Source organism: Nonomuraea sp. NPDC023979, from assembly GCF_040639085.1.
GTDB classification, from domain to species: Bacteria; Actinomycetota; Actinomycetes; order Streptosporangiales; family Streptosporangiaceae; genus Nonomuraea; species Nonomuraea ceibae.
Genome location: NZ_JBEZZG010000007.1, coordinates 137987 through 153405, shown reverse-complemented (window position 1 = coordinate 153405; position 15419 = coordinate 137987). Strand labels below are relative to the sequence as shown.

19 protein-coding genes are annotated in these 15419 nt (G+C 74.0%); 6 read left to right on the top strand and 13 right to left on the bottom strand.

The genetic code is table 11. The annotated features are described in order from the left end of the window. Window positions 1-321 precede the first annotated feature (321 nt). Window positions 322-675 (bottom strand): iron-sulfur cluster insertion protein ErpA, encoded by a 354-nt coding sequence (gene erpA, locus AB0G11_RS15925; protein ID WP_049566397.1) that lies wholly within the window; start codon window positions 673-675, stop codon window positions 322-324. 161 nt (window positions 676-836) lie between these two features. Between erpA and nadA the strand changes: the two genes are divergently transcribed. Beyond that, a complete protein-coding gene (nadA, locus tag AB0G11_RS15920; RefSeq protein ID WP_219520059.1) occupies window positions 837-1988 on the top strand; it encodes a quinolinate synthase NadA in 1152 nt (383 codons plus the stop codon). Between the two features lie 6 nt (window positions 1989-1994). On the opposite strand, the gene AB0G11_RS15915 is transcribed toward nadA, so the two are convergent. Genes AB0G11_RS15915 through AB0G11_RS15890 form a run of 6 tightly spaced genes read right to left on the bottom strand, consistent with a single transcriptional unit; the run spans window position 1995 to window position 6565 of the window. After that, window positions 1995-2600 carry an SIMPL domain-containing protein gene (locus tag AB0G11_RS15915; protein WP_219519630.1) on the bottom strand — a complete coding sequence of 202 codons (606 nt, stop codon included), beginning with the start codon at window positions 2598-2600 and terminating at the stop codon, window positions 1995-1997. A gap of 41 nt (window positions 2601-2641) precedes the next feature. Then, the gene (locus AB0G11_RS15910; RefSeq protein WP_357586473.1) at window positions 2642-3991 is read right to left on the bottom strand and encodes an alpha/beta fold hydrolase; all 1350 of its coding nucleotides are present in this window, start codon (window positions 3989-3991) and stop codon (window positions 2642-2644) included. Window positions 3992-4016: 25 nt separating this feature from the next. Then, a complete protein-coding gene (locus tag AB0G11_RS15905; RefSeq protein ID WP_357586471.1) occupies window positions 4017-4574 on the bottom strand; it encodes a hypothetical protein in 558 nt (185 codons plus the stop codon). A gap of 5 nt (window positions 4575-4579) precedes the next feature. Then, window positions 4580-5479: a zinc metalloprotease HtpX gene (gene htpX / locus AB0G11_RS15900; RefSeq protein WP_219519617.1), complete on the bottom strand. Its 900-nt coding sequence runs from the start codon at window positions 5477-5479 to the stop codon at window positions 4580-4582. A 4-nt stretch (window positions 5480-5483) separates the two neighbouring features. Then, complete coding sequence (locus tag AB0G11_RS15895; RefSeq protein WP_219519616.1) at window positions 5484-5762, bottom strand: hypothetical protein; 279 nt, start codon at window positions 5760-5762, stop codon at window positions 5484-5486. Next, complete coding sequence (locus AB0G11_RS15890) at window positions 5759-6565, bottom strand: PspA/IM30 family protein (RefSeq protein ID WP_219519612.1); 807 nt, start codon at window positions 6563-6565, stop codon at window positions 5759-5761. Before AB0G11_RS15890 ends, AB0G11_RS15895 begins: the two co-directional genes overlap by 4 nt. Before the next feature lie 126 nt (window positions 6566-6691). Between AB0G11_RS15890 and AB0G11_RS15885 the strand changes: the two genes are divergently transcribed. After that, on the top strand, window positions 6692-7303 hold the full coding sequence (locus tag AB0G11_RS15885) for a DUF3043 domain-containing protein (protein ID WP_308126266.1): 612 nt from the start codon (window positions 6692-6694) through the stop codon (window positions 7301-7303). A 1-nt stretch (window position 7304) separates the two neighbouring features. Here the strand turns inward: AB0G11_RS15885 and AB0G11_RS15880 are convergent, their stop codons facing one another. Beyond that, window positions 7305-8273 carry a hypothetical protein gene (locus AB0G11_RS15880; protein ID WP_357586469.1) on the bottom strand — a complete coding sequence of 323 codons (969 nt, stop codon included), beginning with the start codon at window positions 8271-8273 and terminating at the stop codon, window positions 7305-7307. Window positions 8274-8363: 90 nt separating this feature from the next. Between AB0G11_RS15880 and AB0G11_RS15875 the strand changes: the two genes are divergently transcribed. Further along, window positions 8364-9365 (top strand): aldo/keto reductase family protein, encoded by a 1002-nt coding sequence (locus AB0G11_RS15875; protein ID WP_219519607.1) that lies wholly within the window; start codon window positions 8364-8366, stop codon window positions 9363-9365. A 64-nt stretch (window positions 9366-9429) separates the two neighbouring features. Here AB0G11_RS15875 and AB0G11_RS15870 read toward each other — a convergent pair whose 3' ends face one another. Next, complete coding sequence (locus AB0G11_RS15870) at window positions 9430-9636, bottom strand: hypothetical protein (protein ID WP_357586467.1); 207 nt, start codon at window positions 9634-9636, stop codon at window positions 9430-9432. A gap of 176 nt (window positions 9637-9812) precedes the next feature. Between AB0G11_RS15870 and AB0G11_RS15865 the strand changes: the two genes are divergently transcribed. After that, window positions 9813-10811 (top strand): bifunctional adenosylcobinamide kinase/adenosylcobinamide-phosphate guanylyltransferase, encoded by a 999-nt coding sequence (locus tag AB0G11_RS15865; protein WP_357586466.1) that lies wholly within the window; start codon window positions 9813-9815, stop codon window positions 10809-10811. A 3-nt stretch (window positions 10812-10814) separates the two neighbouring features. Here the strand turns inward: AB0G11_RS15865 and AB0G11_RS15860 are convergent, their stop codons facing one another. Then, window positions 10815-11615 (bottom strand): ATP-binding cassette domain-containing protein, encoded by an 801-nt coding sequence (locus AB0G11_RS15860; RefSeq protein ID WP_219516319.1) that lies wholly within the window; start codon window positions 11613-11615, stop codon window positions 10815-10817. Between the two features lie 54 nt (window positions 11616-11669). Here AB0G11_RS15860 and AB0G11_RS15855 point away from each other — a divergent pair, with 54 nt between their 5' ends. Then, window positions 11670-12371 (top strand): aminoglycoside 3'-phosphotransferase, encoded by a 702-nt coding sequence (locus AB0G11_RS15855; protein ID WP_357586464.1) that lies wholly within the window; start codon window positions 11670-11672, stop codon window positions 12369-12371. 16 nt (window positions 12372-12387) lie between these two features. Continuing rightward, window positions 12388-13176, top strand: coding sequence for an adenosylcobinamide-GDP ribazoletransferase (locus AB0G11_RS15850; protein WP_357586462.1), 789 nt, complete (start codon window positions 12388-12390; stop codon window positions 13174-13176). On the opposite strand, the gene AB0G11_RS15845 is transcribed toward AB0G11_RS15850, so the two are convergent. Genes AB0G11_RS15845 through AB0G11_RS15835 form a run of 3 tightly spaced genes read right to left on the bottom strand, consistent with a single transcriptional unit; the run spans window position 13177 to window position 15394 of the window. Beyond that, complete coding sequence (locus AB0G11_RS15845) at window positions 13177-14058, bottom strand: type II CAAX endopeptidase family protein (protein WP_357586460.1); 882 nt, start codon at window positions 14056-14058, stop codon at window positions 13177-13179. It abuts the gene before it with no gap. Then, window positions 14055-15050 (bottom strand): hypothetical protein, encoded by a 996-nt coding sequence (locus AB0G11_RS15840; protein ID WP_357586458.1) that lies wholly within the window; start codon window positions 15048-15050, stop codon window positions 14055-14057. The genes AB0G11_RS15845 and AB0G11_RS15840 overlap by 4 nt, the downstream gene beginning before the upstream one ends. Further along, window positions 15047-15394, bottom strand: a complete 348-nt coding sequence (locus AB0G11_RS15835) for a GntR family transcriptional regulator (protein WP_219516333.1) — start codon at window positions 15392-15394, stop codon at window positions 15047-15049. The genes AB0G11_RS15840 and AB0G11_RS15835 overlap by 4 nt, the downstream gene beginning before the upstream one ends. Between the last annotated feature and the right edge of the window lie 25 nt (window positions 15395-15419).

Genomic DNA, 15419 nt, shown 5'->3' with positions numbered 1-15419 from the left:
TTCTTCTTCCTCGTTGTCAGCAGGCCATGGACATCCTCCCCCTCCGTGAGCGAGGGGGGTCCTCACGGTCGCCCGTGAAGGTTCCTGCTTCACCGCCGGTCGCCCTCCTGAGAGGACTCTCGTCAGGGTCGTGCGCCGGATCCGCAGGCGTTTCAGCTCTCCGCCGGCCCGGCGGCGAGGTGGTGCCGATGTTCGTCCGGTGGCTCGGTTGCGGCCACCGCCCGGACACCCTACCGAACCGTGCGGCCCCCTGGGGCCCGGCCAAGGGCACGCGAAGGCCCCGTACGCACCAGGGCGGACGGGGCCTGCGGGCGCACCCGACTAGTTGAAGGAGTCGCCGCAGGCGCAGGAGCCCGTGGCGTTCGGGTTGTCGATGGTGAAGCCCTGCTTCTCGATCGTGTCGACGAAGTCGATGGAGGCGCCCATCAGGTAGGGGGCGCTCATCCGGTCGGTGACGACGCTGACGCCACCGAAGTCCGTCACGACGTCGCCGTCCATCGAACGGTCGTCGAAGAAGAGCTGGTAGCGCAGGCCGGAACAGCCGCCCGGCTGCACGGCCACGCGCAGCTGCAGGCCCTCCTCGCCCTGCTGCTCGAGCAGGCTCTTGACCTTGGCGGCGGCCGCGTCGGTCAGGATCAGGCCCTGCGTCGTGGTCTCGCTGCTCTCAACCGTCATCTGCTGACTCCCTAACCCGGCTGTCTGTTCCGACGTCTACTGATGACGCTACCAACACCTGCCGGGTGCTACACATTCCCTCCCCCACCGGACCCCGGAATATATGCCCCCATACCGTGTGTCATAGTTAGTCGTCAGTTAGACGATAAGGGGGTACGGCCATGGCCACCCAGACTGGGCTGCCACTCTTCGTCCTCGGCCGGGGCGCCGATCCGCACAGCGAGACGGGGGTGGACTGTCCGGGCGAGCTGCCGCCCGCCTCCGACCCGCACCTGGTGGAACGGGCGCGCAAGGCCAAGCAGGCGCTCGGCGACCGGCTCTTCGTGCTCGGCCACCACTACCAGCGCGACGAGGTCATCCAGTTCGCCGACGTGACCGGCGACTCCTTCAAGCTGGCGCAGCAGGCCGCCGCCCGGCCCGAGGCCGAGTACATCGTGTTCTGCGGCGTGCACTTCATGGCCGAGTCGGCCGACATCCTGACCACCGGCTCCCAGCGGGTGGTGCTGCCGGACCTCGCGGCGGGCTGCTCGATGGCCGACATGGCCACCTTCGACCAGGTCGAGGAGTGCTGGGAGGCGCTGGAGGACGCGGGCCTGGCCGACCAGGTCGTGCCCGTCACGTACATGAACTCCAGCGCCGACATCAAGGCCTTCTGCGGTCGCAACGGCGGCGTGGTGTGCACCTCGTCCAACGCCAGGCGGGCCCTGGACTGGGCCTTCGAGCAGGGCTCCAAGGTGCTGTTCCTGCCCGACCAGCACCTGGGCCGCAACACGGCGGTGCTGGAGATGGGCATGTCGCTCGACGACTGCGCCGTGTGGAACCCGCACCGCCCCAACGGCGGCCTCACCCCCGAGCAGCTCGAGCGGGCGCGCATGCTCCTGTGGAAGGGCCACTGCTCGGTGCACGGCCGCTTCACGGCCGAGTCGGTCGACGACGTACGCGAGCGCGTCCCGGGCGTGAACGTGCTGGTGCACCCCGAGTGCCGGCACGAGGTGGTGCTCAAGGCCGACCACGTGGGCTCGACCGAGCACATCATCAAGACGCTGGCCGCCGCCCCCGCCGGGTCGAGCTGGGCCGTGGGCACCGAGCTCAACCTGGTCAAGCGGCTGGCCCAGATGTTCCCGGACAAGAACGTCTCGTTCCTGGACCGGACCGTCTGCTACTGCTCGACGATGAACCGCATCGACCTGCCCCACCTGGTGTGGGCGCTGGAGTCGCTGGCGCTGGGCGAGGTCGTCAACCAGATCACGGTCGACGCCGACACCGCCCACTGGGCGCGCGTCGCCCTGGACCGGATGCTCGCCCTGGCCTAGCCCCGGCTAGGACGCCTGGTCGCCGAAGGCGTGCACCACCCGCACGGTGACGGTCAGGCCCTGCTGCCCGGGGCTGACCGAGCCCTGCTCGGCGGCCGCGGCCAGCCGCATCGGCTGCGGCCCCCGCTCCACCTCCTCGCTCACCGCGACGACCCCGCCCAGGGGTCGTCCGGCGAGCTCGGCGTACTGGGCGGCCTTGGCCCGGGCGTCGGCGAACGCCGCCGCCCTGGCCTCCCTGAGCACGGCGGCCGGGTCGGAGACCTCGAAGACCACGCCGTGCAGCCTGGCCTCCTCGCCCACCCGGGCGACGGTGTCGATGACCTCGTCGGCCCGGGACAGGTCGCGGATCACGGCCTCGACGCCCTGGGCCGCCCGGTAGGCCGACACCTTCGGGTACGCCTCGTACTCCGGGCCGAGCGACAGCTCGGTGGTGCGCAGGTCGCGCTCGGCGATCCCGGCCTGCCGCAGCGCCTCGGCGAGCCTGCTCGCGGCGGCCCTGGCCCCGGCGAAGGACTCGGCGGCCGTCTGCCGGCGCACCTCGACCCCGGCCTGCAGCCGCATGACGTCCGGCACGGCCGCGACCGTGCCCTCTCCGACGACGGTGATGTCCACCCTTGCCCCTTTCCCGAGGGCCATGCCGACCACACTAGCCTTCAGACGGCGTCGGCGATCGCGGGCAGCACGTTCAGGTGCACGCGCAGCCGTGTGACGGGCAGCCGGACGAGCCTGCCGTTCAGCTCCTCCACCAGCCTGGCGCCGCGGGCGCGCCCGCTGACGAGCACGGTCACCGGCACGTCGGGGAAGGCGTGCTCGGCGCGGATGAGGCGCAGGTCGGCGGCCATGTCGCGGCGCGCCAGCCACTCCCCCGCGGCGGCGGCGAGCACCCGGCCCTGGCTGTAGAGGCCGTGGGCGTCGGCGGTCCCGCAGAGCAGCCGGTGGAGCGCCGGGCCGGTGAGGCGGGCCAGCGCCGCCGCGCCCCAGGTGCCGCCCAGCGCGGGCAGCCAGCGGCCGAGCGCCCTGCCGGGCGAGGACGTGCCCCGCCGGCCCCGGGGCGCCGCCGCAGGGTCGACGAGGACGAGCGCCGACACGCGCAGCGGGTGCAGCCGGGCGAACGCCTCGGCGTGCCAGGCGGCGGCCCGGTGCGCGACGACCGTGACCCGTTCGGGGTGCTCGGGGGCCAGCGCCGCCAGCCGTGCCGCCTCGCCGTGCAGCGTGGGCGGCACCGGGGAGGCGGGGCTGAGCCCCAGCCCCGGCCGGTCGAACCTGATCACCGTACGGGTGCGGGCCAGCTCCCTGGCGACGCCGTCCCAGTGGCACCAGGCCGCCGAGGGGCCCCCGGCGATCAGCACGGCCGGTCCCCGGCCCTGGCGGACCACGTGCGGCAGGGCGGGCGCCGGGACGGGCACGTCCGCGACGAGCAGCCGCAGCGCCGCGTACACCAGCCAGGCGGCCACGACGAGGAGCTGAAAGCGCTGCGCCAGCCCGGCCAGGTGCCCGGCGGCCAGGGCGGCGGCGGTGACGAGCGTGGAGGCGACGGTCAGGCCGGTGAGGACCCAGGCGGGCCAGGTGCGCCAGCGGGCGGCCAGGAGCGCCATCGCGGCCGGCGCGGCGACGGCCGCGAGCAGGCCGGTCACGACGTGCGCGTGGTGGGCCGGCGTCAGCGGGCCGCGCCCGCACGCCGGGGAGCTCAGCGCGGCGCAGTCGAGCGGGAACAGCCCCCCGGCGGTCGTCAGCGCGCCGAACGCGGCCAGCGCCAGCCAGCCGGGCCACTCACGGCCGGCCCTCGGCATCAGCGCCACCCCGGCCAGGCAGGCCAGCCCCGCCAGCGCGTCGCTGGTGCGGAACAGGCGCGTCCACGGCTGGTCGCGGGCCGCCAGCTCGCTCACGTAGCCGTGCGCGCGGTCGACCGCCGGCGTGGTGAACTGGCCGGTGATCCACGCGGAGTACAGCACGGCGGTCACGATGAACGCGGAAGCCGCGAGCACGTACAATCTTCGCTCCACGTGATGATTACATCACCGAGCGCACTCAAAGGCCCGGAGCGCCCCAGACCGGGAACCAGCGGCCGAGGTCCTCCTCCAGCGGCAGCTCCCCCGCCAGCGCGCCTCTGACCTGCAGCTCGAGCGCGTTGTCGCGGCGGTCGCCGTCCAGCGGGGCGAACGGGTAGAAGGTGCCGCGCTTGTAGAGGTAGACGACGGCCAGCCTCCTGCCGTCGGGGCCGGCGAACGACACCAGCGAGCACAGCAGCGACGGGCCGAACCCGGCCGACTCCAGCGACGAGTTGACCGCGTGCAGCTCGGTGACCAGGTCGCCGAGCAGGTCGGGCGCGCGCCGCACCAGCAGCCAGGTGTAGCCGTAGCCGTCGTCGGACTCCTCGACCCGGCCGCCGAGCAGCGCCTTGACGTCCTGTTCGAGCCGGGCGAACGCGCCGCCCTCAGCCGCGCGGAAGGCCACCGAGCCGCGCCCGGTGGGCGCCAGCCCCGTGGCCGCCTGCAGCGTCACGGCCGCCGACGGCAGCGCGAACAGCGCGTCCAGGTCGGGCTTGGCCGGCTTGGAACGGCCCAGGATCGCATCGAGCCAGCCCATCGTCGTCAGCCCCTCCCGAGCTGCGCGGAGATCCGCGCGAGCTGCTCCAGCCGCCGCTCCAGCGGCGGATGCGTGGAGAACAGGTTGGCCAGCGTCTCCCCCTTGGCGAGCGCCGGGGCGAAGTAGAAGGCGTTGAACGGCTCGGCCTCGCGCAGGTCGCGGGTCGGGATCCTGGCCATCTCGCCGGACACCTTGGTCAGCGCGCTGGCCAGCGCCGACGGCTGCTGCGTGAGCAGGGCGCCGGCCCGGTCGGCCGACAGCTCACGGTAGCGCGACAGGGCACGGGTGAGGACGAAGCTGATCGCGTACACGAGAACCGAGACCAGCATGACGATCAGGCCGATGGGAAGGCCGCCCTGGCCGTTCTGGCGGCGGCCGCCGAGGCCCGTGTAGAGGGCGACGCGCGTCATGAGCCCGGCGACGATGCCGAGGAACGAGGCGATCGTCATCACCGCCACATCGCGGTGCGCGACGTGGGACAGCTCGTGGGCCAGCACGCCCTCCAGCTCGCGCGGCTCCAGGCGGCGCAGGATGCCGGTCGTCACGCACACGACCGCCTTCTTCTGGTTGCGGCCGGTGGCGAAGGCGTTGGGCACGTCCGACTGGGCGACGGCGACGCGCGGCTTGGGCATGTCGGCCAGCGCGCACAGCCGGTCGATCAGGCCGTGGAGCTCGGGGGCCTCCTGGGGCGAGACCTCCCGCCCGTGCATCGCGTAAAGGGCGATGCGGTCGGACAGGAAGTACTGCGCGAGCAGCAGGACCCCCGCGATCACCAGCACGGTCAGCGCCCGCACGCCCAAGGCGACGAGGACGCCGACGAACACCACGTAGAGCAGGCCGAGCAGGAACATCGTCACGACCATGCGGCGGGTCAGGCCGCGGTCGGCCGCGAACCGGGTGCGCACGGGCTCAGCCCGGGATGAGGCCCTGGTCGCCCAGCATCTCCCGGACTTCCTCGATCGAGGCGTCCGCGGGGGGAAGGATCAGCTCTGACGGCTCAAGGCTGTCGTCGGGAAGCGCCTTGCCCACGTGGCGCACCTTGTCGAGCAGGGCGTGCAGCTTGACCCGGAAGGCCTTCTGGTCGTCGGCGTCGATGGCCGCCTCGAGCTCGGTGTCGAGCTCGTTGAGCACGGCGATGTCGTCGGCCGAGATCTCCACCTGGCCCTCGCCCATGATCCTGACGATCATGCGCCCTCCCCTGGCTGGCGCAGCTGCTGCGTCTGCTGGTTGGGCTGCTGCTGCTGAGGCTGCTGCTGCTGCCCCTGCTCGATGGCGCCCTGCGGGGCCGGGCCCTGGCCGAGCTCGGCCTTCATCCGGGCCAGCTCCAGCTCGACGTCCATGCCGCCGCCCATGCGGTCGAGCTCGGCCTGGATGTCGTCACCGCGGGTGCCGCTGAAGTCGTCGAGCGCGCCCGAGGCGAGCAGCTCGTCGATGGCGCCGGCGCGGGCCTGCATCTGGGCCGTCTTGTCCTCGGCACGCTGGATCGCCAGGCCGACGTCGCCCATCTCCTCGGAGATGCCGGAGAACGCCTCGTTGATGCGGGTCTGCGCCTCGGCCGCGGTGTAGGTCGCCTTGATGGTCTCCTTCTTGGTGCGGAAGGAGTCGACCTTGGCCTGCAGCCGCTGGGAGGCCGTGGTGAGCTTCTCCTCCTCGGCCTGCAGGTTGTCATGCTGCACGCGCAGATCCGCGATCTGCGACTGCAGGCCGGAGCGGCGCGACAGCGCCTCACGGGCGAGGTCCTCGCGCCCCACCGACAGCGCCTTGCGGCCCTGCTCCTCAAGCCTCTTGCCCTGCTGCTCCAGACCGTTGATCTGGAGCTCCACACGCTTGCGAGAGGTGGCGACGTCCGCCACGCCACGACGCACCTTCTGCAGCAGCTCCAGCTGCCGCTGGTAGGAGTAGTCGAGGGTCTCGCGTGGATCCTCCATCTTGTCCAGGGCCTTGTTGGCCTTGGACTTGAAGATCATCGAAAGTCTCTTCATCACGCTCATGCGCGTCGGCCGTCCCCTTCTTAGGTCGTGCTGTCGTTCACCCACTGCAGCGCAGCCGCCTTGGGATTACCCTACGCATAACGCACGAGGGCGTCACTAAGTTGCACTCCAGGTAGGGTTGACGTCGTGTTGCGACGCCGTTCCCAAACCTCCGTGGACGACACCCCCGTCCCCGTTGACGATCCTAAGCCCCAAGGTAAGGGTCGTCCCACACCCAAGCGCCGAGATGCCGAAGGCAGGCGGCGCCAGCTGGTCAGCGCGCCGAAGGACCGCAAGGAGGCCTATCGGCAGATGCGCGCCAAGCAGGCCGCCGAGCGCGACCGGGCCCGGCGCGGCATGCTGGCCGGTGACGAGCGCTACTTCCCGGCCCGTGACAAGGGGCCGGCGCGCAAGTTCGCCCGCGACTGGGTCGACTCCCGCCGCCTCCCGAGCCAGTACTTCCTGCCCTTCTCGCTACTGATCCTGCTGGCGACCTGGGTGCCGTGGCCGCCGGCCGTCCGCGTCCAGGTGCTCAACGCGGTGATCGTGTTCGGCTGGCCGATCATGATGATCGGCGTCGTCTTCACCTCCGTCTACGTGGCGTGGAAGGTGAAGAAGGAGGTCGCGGCCAAGCTGCCCAACGAGAGCCTCAAGGGCGTGGGCTTCTACGCGGCGATGCGGGCGCTGCAGATCCGCAAGCTGCGCTTCCCGCCGCCCCAGCTGCTGCCGGGCGGCAAGCCGGTGCCGCCCAAGAAGTAGCTCAACGGGCGCGGGTCCACCGCAGGACGCCGCCCTTGACGACCGGGCGGCGGCCGTCGACCGGGGCACCCGTCTCCAGGGCGGCGGCGACCTCGCGCATCAGCGCGTAGTAGGACGGCCGGTCACCGGCCGCGCCCGCTCGCCCTGTCGCGCCCTCGCGCCCTGTCACGGCCTCCCGCCCCGCCGCGCCGTCCCGCCTGGCGGCGGTGACGAGCGTGTGGCCGCCGCGCCCCGGTCTGAGCCCGAACGGGACCAGCCCGCGGTGGCGGCCCTCGGCGTCGCGCGCGCACCTGGCCCGCCAGGCGTCCCTGATCTCCCGGACGCGCAGGTTGACCCCGCCGCCGAACCCGAAGCCCCGCGCGCCGTCGTGGCGCAGCAGCGAGGCCCTCAAATCGTCGGGGAACTCCAGCCCCGTCTGCGCCTCGGCGACCGCGATCGTGCGCGCCCTGCCGGGACGGCCGAGCCCCGCGTAGGTCTTCGGCGCGTGTGTCCTCAGCCAGCGCTCGATGCGCCGCCACTGCCGGTTGACGGCCCGCTTCACCTGCGGGTCCAGCGGGCGCACCGTCACCGCCGGGTGACCGGGATCGCACGGCTGGGGCGCCGCGCTCCCCTGCCGCGAGGGCAGGGCATGCGGCTCCGTGGGGAACTCCGCCGGCGGCTCGGCCCGCTCCGGCGCGGCGTCGCGTACGGGAGAGCCGCCGGGCGAGGACGCCTCGCGCGCGGGCTGCCCCGGCCACAGGCCCGTCCCGAGGAGCGCCAGCGCGGCCACGACGGCCACCGTGGCCGCCACGGCGCCCGCCACGAGCGCGCCCGTCCGCCCCAGGCCCGGCCGCCGCCGTCGCGGGCGCGGCGCGGGGAGGGCGTCGGGGGCGGGCGGCTCGGTGCGTGGCAGGCGGGCGCGACGGCGCAGCCGCACGGCGATCGCCGCCAGGACGGCGGCGGTGAGCGCCGCCCGGAGGAGATTGGGCACCGGCCGACCCTATCGCCCCGCACCGACGGATGATCTCCCCTCCGCGCCCCTGGTGACCGTGATGCCGGGACAACCCCTAAGGTCGGATGTATGGAATTCCGTCACCTCGGCCGCAGCGGTCTCCTGGTCAGCGAGATCAGCTACGGCAACTGGCTCACCCACGGCTCCCAGGTCGAGGAGGACGCCGCCAAGCAGTGCGTGCAGGCGGCTCTCGACGAGGGGATCACCACGTTCGACACCGCCGACGTCTACGCGGGGACGAAGGCGGAGGAGGTGCTCGGCAGGGCGCTCAAGGGCGTCCGCAGGGAGTCCCTGGAGATCTTCACCAAGGTCTACTGGCCGACGGGCGAGGGCCCGAACGACCGCGGCCTGTCGCGCAAGCACATCACCGAGTCGATCAACGGCTCGCTGCGCCGCCTGCAGACCGACTACGTCGACCTCTACCAGGCGCACCGCTACGACTACGAGACGCCGCTGGAGGAGACGCTCAAGACCTTCGACGACCTGGTGCGCCAGGGCAAGGTCCTGTACGTGGGCGTCAGCGAGTGGACCGCCGGCCAGATCGCCGACGCGCTCAGGATCGCCGACGAGATGGGCTTCGACCGGATCGTGTCCAACCAGCCGCAGTACTCGATGCTGTGGCGGGTCATCGAGTCGGAGATCGTGCCGCTGAGCGAGCGTGAGGGCGTCAGCCAGATCGTCTGGTCGCCGATCGCGCAGGGCGTGCTCACCGGCAAGTACCTGCCGGGCCAGGCCCCGCCCGAGGGCTCGCGCGCCACGGACACGGCCGGCGGCAGTGGCATGATCGCCCGGTTCATGAACGACGACGTGCTGGCCCGCGTGCAGGAGCTCAAGCCGATCGCCGCCGACCTGGGCCTGACGATGGCGCAGCTCGCGGTCGCCTGGGTCCTGCAGAACCCGAACGTGGCCAGCGCCATCGTCGGCGCCTCCCGCCCCGAGCAGGTGCGCGACAACGTCAAGGCCGCGGGCGTCAAGCTCGACGCCGAGGTGATGAAGCGGATCGACGACGTGGTGGCGCCCATCATGGAGCGCGACCCGGCCAAGACCGCCAGCCCGCCCAAGCGCCCCTAGTCACGCGCGTAACGAAAACCCCTTGAGCGGCGTACGCGCTCAAGGGGTTTCTCCATTCCGGCGGTTATTGCTGGCGCAATGACAGACCCGTGTACTCGACCCGGTCCTCGTCGAGCAGGGCTACCTGCTCGACGCCGGATTCGAGGAGTTCACGCCAGTTCTCCCCGAGCCAGGACTCCGCGTCGGCCTGGCTCGGGAAAACCTCTCGCGGCAAAGGGCGATCCGTCACCTCACCGCCCTGCGCGTTCTCATAACGCCACCGCCATGTCATGCCATACGCTCCTTTTTCCGCGGGTTCGCCGGCGCAGCCTCTCGACGGCACTGGAACCCTACTCCGGCTCGCCGCCGCGCCCGGCACGGCCGTCCTCCTGTCCTCCCCCGTCCCACCGGCGCCACTCGTGCGGGGCGTGTGACGGCCGGCTCACGGGGGTTTGTACGCTCGGCCCGGTGGAGCTGCTTCTCACCGGGACCGCCGGCGACGCGGGCTGGCCCGAACCGGGCTGCCCCTGCGCGTCGTGCCTGACCCGCCCGTCGGGCCGGGCGCCGTTCGGGCTCGTGGTCGACGGGAGGGCGGCGTACCCGTGGACGGACGCGCCGCCCGGCTACCGCGCGCACGCGGGCGGCCTCGGGCTCACCGCTCCGGACGGCTCAGCCCTCCTGTACGCGCCCGCGGGGGCGCCGCCGCCCCCCGACGGCCCCGGACGCTACGACGCGGTGCTGATCGACCTCCTGGAGCGCCCTGAGCGGCTGGGGGAGATGCGCCGGGCCGGGCTGGTGGACGAGGGCACCCATGTCGTCGCCGTCGGCCTGGACCACCGCGTCCGGTCCGAGGACGAGCTGGCCAGGCGGCTGCGCCTGTGGGGCGCCCGCGCGGTGCCCGACGGCGCCGTCCTGGACACGCGCGTGCCGCCGTCGCCGCCCGCCCCCGCGCCCCGGCGGACGCTGCTGCTGGGCGGGTCGCGTTCGGGCAAGTCGGCGGAGGCCGAGCTGCGCCTGGCCGCCGAGCCGTACGTGACCTATGTCGCCACCGGGCCCCGCGGGGAGGGCGACGGCGAGTGGGCGGCGCGGGTGCGCGCCCACCGGGTGCGCAGGCCCGCGCACTGGGCGACGGCCGAGACGACGGACCTGACGGGCGCGATCGGGGCCGCCACGGGGCCACTGCTGATCGACGGGCTCGGCACCTGGCTGGCGGCGGTGTTCGACGAGCACGCGGCCTGGGAGGGCGACCGCGCGCCGGTGGAGCGGCGCTGCGACGAGCTGGTGCGCGCCTGGCGGCACGCGCCGCGCCGGGTCGTGGCCGTGTCGGACGAGACGGGCATGGGCGTGGTGCCCGCGACGGCCGGCGTGCGCGCCTTCAGGGACGCGCTGGGCCGGCTGAACGAGCGCCTGGCCGCCGAGTCGGAGGACGTCGCCCTGGTCGTGGCGGGGCGCCCGCTGCCGCTGTGAGCCTCAGGGCCGGACCGAACGGGCGTACCAGCGGCCGTCGAGGCGGTCGACGTGCAGCGGCAGGCCGAAGCAGTCGGACAGGTTGGCCGGGGTGAGGACGTCGTCGACCGGCCCGGCAGCCAGCACGCGGGCGTCGCGCATGAGCAGCGCGTGCGTGGTCGTCGCCGGGACCTCCTCCAGGTGGTGGGTCACGGTGACGGTGGTGAGCACCGGCCGGGTCCCGGCCAGGTTCTCCACGGCGCTGATCAGGTCCTCGCGGGCCGGCAGGTCGAGACCGGCGAACGGCTCGTCCAGCAGCAGCACCGCCGGGTCCCCCATGAGCGCCCTGGCCACCCTGACCCGGGCCCGCTCGCCCTGGGAGCACACCCGGAAGGGCCGCTCGGCCAGGTCCTTGCAGCCGAGGTCGGCCAGCAGGCGCAGCGCCCGCTCCCGCTCCGCGTCGCCGTACTTGTCCCAGATCGGGGCGCTCGTGCCGGTGTGGCCGGTGAGTACCACGGTGTGGGCGGTCGCCCCCTCCTCCTCCATCAGGTCCTCGTCGATCAGCCGCTGGCTGGCCGCGACCAGGCCGATGTGGCGGCGCAGCTCCCGCAGGTCGACGCGGCCGAGCCGGTGGCCCAGGACGTTCACCGCGCCCGTCGTCGGATGCCGCACGGCCGCGGCCAGCGAGAGCAGCGTCGTCTTCCCGGCGCCGTTGGGACCCAGGATCACCCAGTGGTCGCCGTAGGCCACCTGCCAGTCGATCCCGTCCAGCAACGTCTTGCCGACGACCCGGACGCCTACGCCTTCGAGTTCAAGCACGTGCATCCGGCCACCCTAGTCGGCCCCATAGGATCGTCGGTTATGCAGCTCCCTGGGCGGATGTTCGATCTCTTCGGCGAGGACGCGATCTGGTCCGACGACCACGAGGGCCTCAGCGGCGAGACGCTGCGCGTCACCGGCCCCACCGGCGCCGTCTACGTCAAGCAGGGCCCGGGGGCGCGGGCCGAGCACGAGCGGCTGCTGTGGCTCAAGCGGTGGATGAGCGTGCCGGACGTGGTGGCCTTCGAGGGCGACGCGCTCGTGCTGGCCGACGCCGGATGGCTCAGCCTGGAGCGCAGGCCGTCCGCGGGCGCCGGGGCCGTCATGGGCGCGGCGCTGCGCGCGCTGCACGACGTGCCGGTCGCGGAGTGCCCGTTCGACGAGCGGCTCGACGTCAAGCTGGCGCGGGCGGCCGGGCGGGTGCGCGACGGGCTGGTCAACGACGGCGACTTCGACGACGACACCGCCGGGCTCACCCCCGCGCAGGTCTACGACCGGCTGGTGGCCGAACGGCCCGCGCGCGAGGACCTGGTGGTCACGCACGGCGACTACACCCCGGCCAACGTGCTGGCCTCGCCGTCGGGCGAAGCGGTCCTGATCGACGTGGGCGCGCTCGGGGTGGCCGACCGGCACGTGGACCTGGCGCTCGCGCTGCGCGAGCTCGACGGGCCCGCCGCCGGGGAGTTCCTGCGCGCGTACGGGGCGGCCGAGGTGGACGACGACAGGCTGCGCTACTACCGGCTGCTGGACGAGCTGTTCTGATGCGCGGGCTTCTCTGATGGACGGGCTGCGGTTCGCCGTCGGGACGCTGAGCGTGTTCCCCGTGCGGGTGGAGCGGGTCGACCGGGAGGTGGCGGGGCGGGCGATGGCGCTGGCCCCGCTGGTGGGGCTGGCGCTGGGCGTCGTGGCGTCGCTCGCGCTGCTGCTGCCGGGCCCGCCGCTGATGGGCGCGGCCCTGGCTCTCTGCCTGCTGGCGGTCCTGACGCGCGGCCTGCACCTGGACGGGCTGGCGGACCTGGCCGACGGGCTCGGCAGCGGCAGGCCGGCGTCTCAGGCACTCGACATCATGAAAAAGTCGGACATCGGGCCGTTCGGCGTGGTGACGCTGGTGTTCACGCTGCTGATCCAGGCGGCCGCGCTCTCCGCCGCCGGGGCCGGGACGGCGGGCGGCGGTCCGGCGCTGTTCCTGGCGGGCGCGCCCGCGCTGGTGACCGCCTGCGTGACCGGCCGGCTGGCGCTCACCTGGGCCTGCCGGGCGGGCGTCCCCGCCGCCCGCCCCGACGGCCTCGGCGTCCTGGTCGCGGGCACGGTACGCGCGCGCACCGCCTGGCTCGTCACCGGGGCCGCCCTGGCAGGCTGCGCGGCCCTCGGGACCGGGCGGGCCGGTGAGACGGGTGTCCCCGGGCCGGTCGTGCTCGTGGCGGGGGCGCTGGCCGGGCTGGGAGCGGCGCTGGCGCTGCTGCGGCACGCCCGGAGGCGGCTCGGCGGGGTCACCGGGGACGTGCTCGGCGCCCTGGTCGAGACGGCCACGGCGGTCACGCTCGTGGTGTGCGCCGCGCTCGGCTGATCACACCGCCGGCGTGCCCCGTACCGGGAGCTTCTTCAGCAGCACGGCCGCGCAGGCCGCGAGCAGGACCCAGCCGACGAGACCGGACGGCCCGGCGAGCACCAGGTCGGGCGGCGACGCGACGTCGCCGAGCAGGAAGACCGCGGGGCCGACCGCGTTGAGCGAGCCGTGCGCCACGACGGCGGGCCACACGCTGCCCGAGCGCAGCCGCAGCCACCCGAGCAGCACCCCGGCCAGCACGCAGAAGCCGACGAAGTAGACGGCGGCCCACGAGCCGAGCATCGGGTAGTTGTAGCCGAGCAGCGTCAGCGGCGCGTGCCACAGCCCCCAGACGACGCCCGACAGCGCCAGCCCGGGCAGCACGCCGCGCCGCTCCGCCAGCAGCGGCGCCAGGTAGCCGCGCCATCCCCACTCCTCGCCCAGCGAGGGCAGCACGTTGAGCAGCGGCCCGGCCAGCGCGGCGACCACGACCTGGGTGACGGCGACGGGCGCCAGGTTCTCGGGGACCGGCACGCCGGTGGCCCGCAACTGCTCGCGGAACAGGCTCATCCCGTCGAGGTCCAGCGTGATCAGCCCGAGACCGGCGCTGATCGCGACCGCGGCGAGCACCAGCAGCGGCACGCCCAGCCAGGCGGCCAGCACGAGCAGGCCCGTGCGTCCCTTGCGCTCGCCCAGGGTGAGCCCGGTCTCGCGGGCCCACTGGCGCGGCGGCGTCCGGCTGACCAGCCAGGCCGCCAGCACGCCGATCGCGGGCGTGAACATCATCAGCAGCGCCAGCGGCCGGGCCAGCGGCGAGGCCAGCCCGCCGGCCAGCCACAGGGGCAGCGCGACCACCCAGGACAGGACGAACGCGACGGCGAGGAAGACGGGCAGCGGCTTCACGCGACGCTCCTTTCGGCGACGAGCGCGTTGATCAGAGCGGCGCCGCGGCCGGCGTCGTCGACGCTGACGGCCAGCTCGCCGCCGGTCCGGTAGCGGATGACGAGGCAGTCGCCGCCGCGCAGCATGATGGTCGCGCCGCCGGGCAGCCCGCGCACGCCCCAGCCGCCGACCTGGCTCGGGTAGCGCTGCTCCGGCCAGGCGCTGTCGATCTTGGCGAGGGAGATGCGGCGCACCGGCCAACCCAGCGGGCCGAACCCGATCGCCACCCCGTCCGCCGTCACCCGCACGCGCGCCGACGAGGTGAACAGGCCGGCGATCAGCACCACGGTCAGCACGGGCACCAGCGCGTCGAGCGGTGCGCCGGAGGCGATGCCGGTCAGATGCAGCACCCCCGCCACGGCGAGCGCCGCGGCGGCGGCGCAGGTGGCGGCGAGCAGCCACGGGTTGCCCACCCGGCTCACCCACACCGCGCGCTGGCCGGGGCGCAGCTCCAGCGACGGCGGCTCCCCCTCGGGCGCCCGCTCCGCGCCGCCCCGGCCGAGCCAGGCGGCGGCCGCCATCGCGGCGAGCGGCACCACGGCGACGGCCAGGGGTGCCCAGGCGGGCAGGCGCGCGTCGGTCCAGCTCGCCGCGTCGAGGTTGGCCAGCACCGTGGAGACGGCCACGCCCAGCGCGAGCAGCCCGCCACCGGCGAGCAACGCCCACCCCCCCAGCGCCCGCACCCGCCCCGGCCCGGCAGCCGCCCGCCCCGGGCCCGCGCCCGGCCGGGCGGCGCCGCGGGCCACCGCCGCCAGGGCGAACAGCCACATCAGCGCCCAGGTGCCGAGCAGCGTGGTGACGAACACGGCGAGCGGCGCCGAGCCGTCGGGCACCGAGCCCGGTCCCCAGTGCACGGCCAGCGGCTCGGGCAGCCGGTCACGCACCGCCAGCGGCAGCAGGATCAGGACGGCGGTGACGGCCGCCCCCGTGAGGGCGGCGATCCGGATGTTCATGCGAGCTCCTCCAGCAGCGTGATGACGTCCTCCCGGCGGTATCCGTACCTCTTGGCCTCGTCCAGCAGGTCGCGCGCCCGCTCGCGGAGCAGGGCGCGTCCGTCGGCGTGGCGCGCGACGCTGACGCCGCGCCCCCGCCGGAACTCCAGCAGCCCCTCCTCCCGCAGCTCACGCAGGGCGCGCAGCACGGTGTTGGGGTTGATGCCGAGCGCGTCGGCGAGGTCGCGGGCCGGCGGCAGCCGGTCGCCCGGCGCGTAGGAGCCCTCGCCGATGGCGCGGCGGATCGCGCCCGCGACCTGCTCGTGCAGGGGACGGGCGTCGTTGAGGTCGAGCGTCAGCAACATGGTGCTAATGACAATAGCACCATGT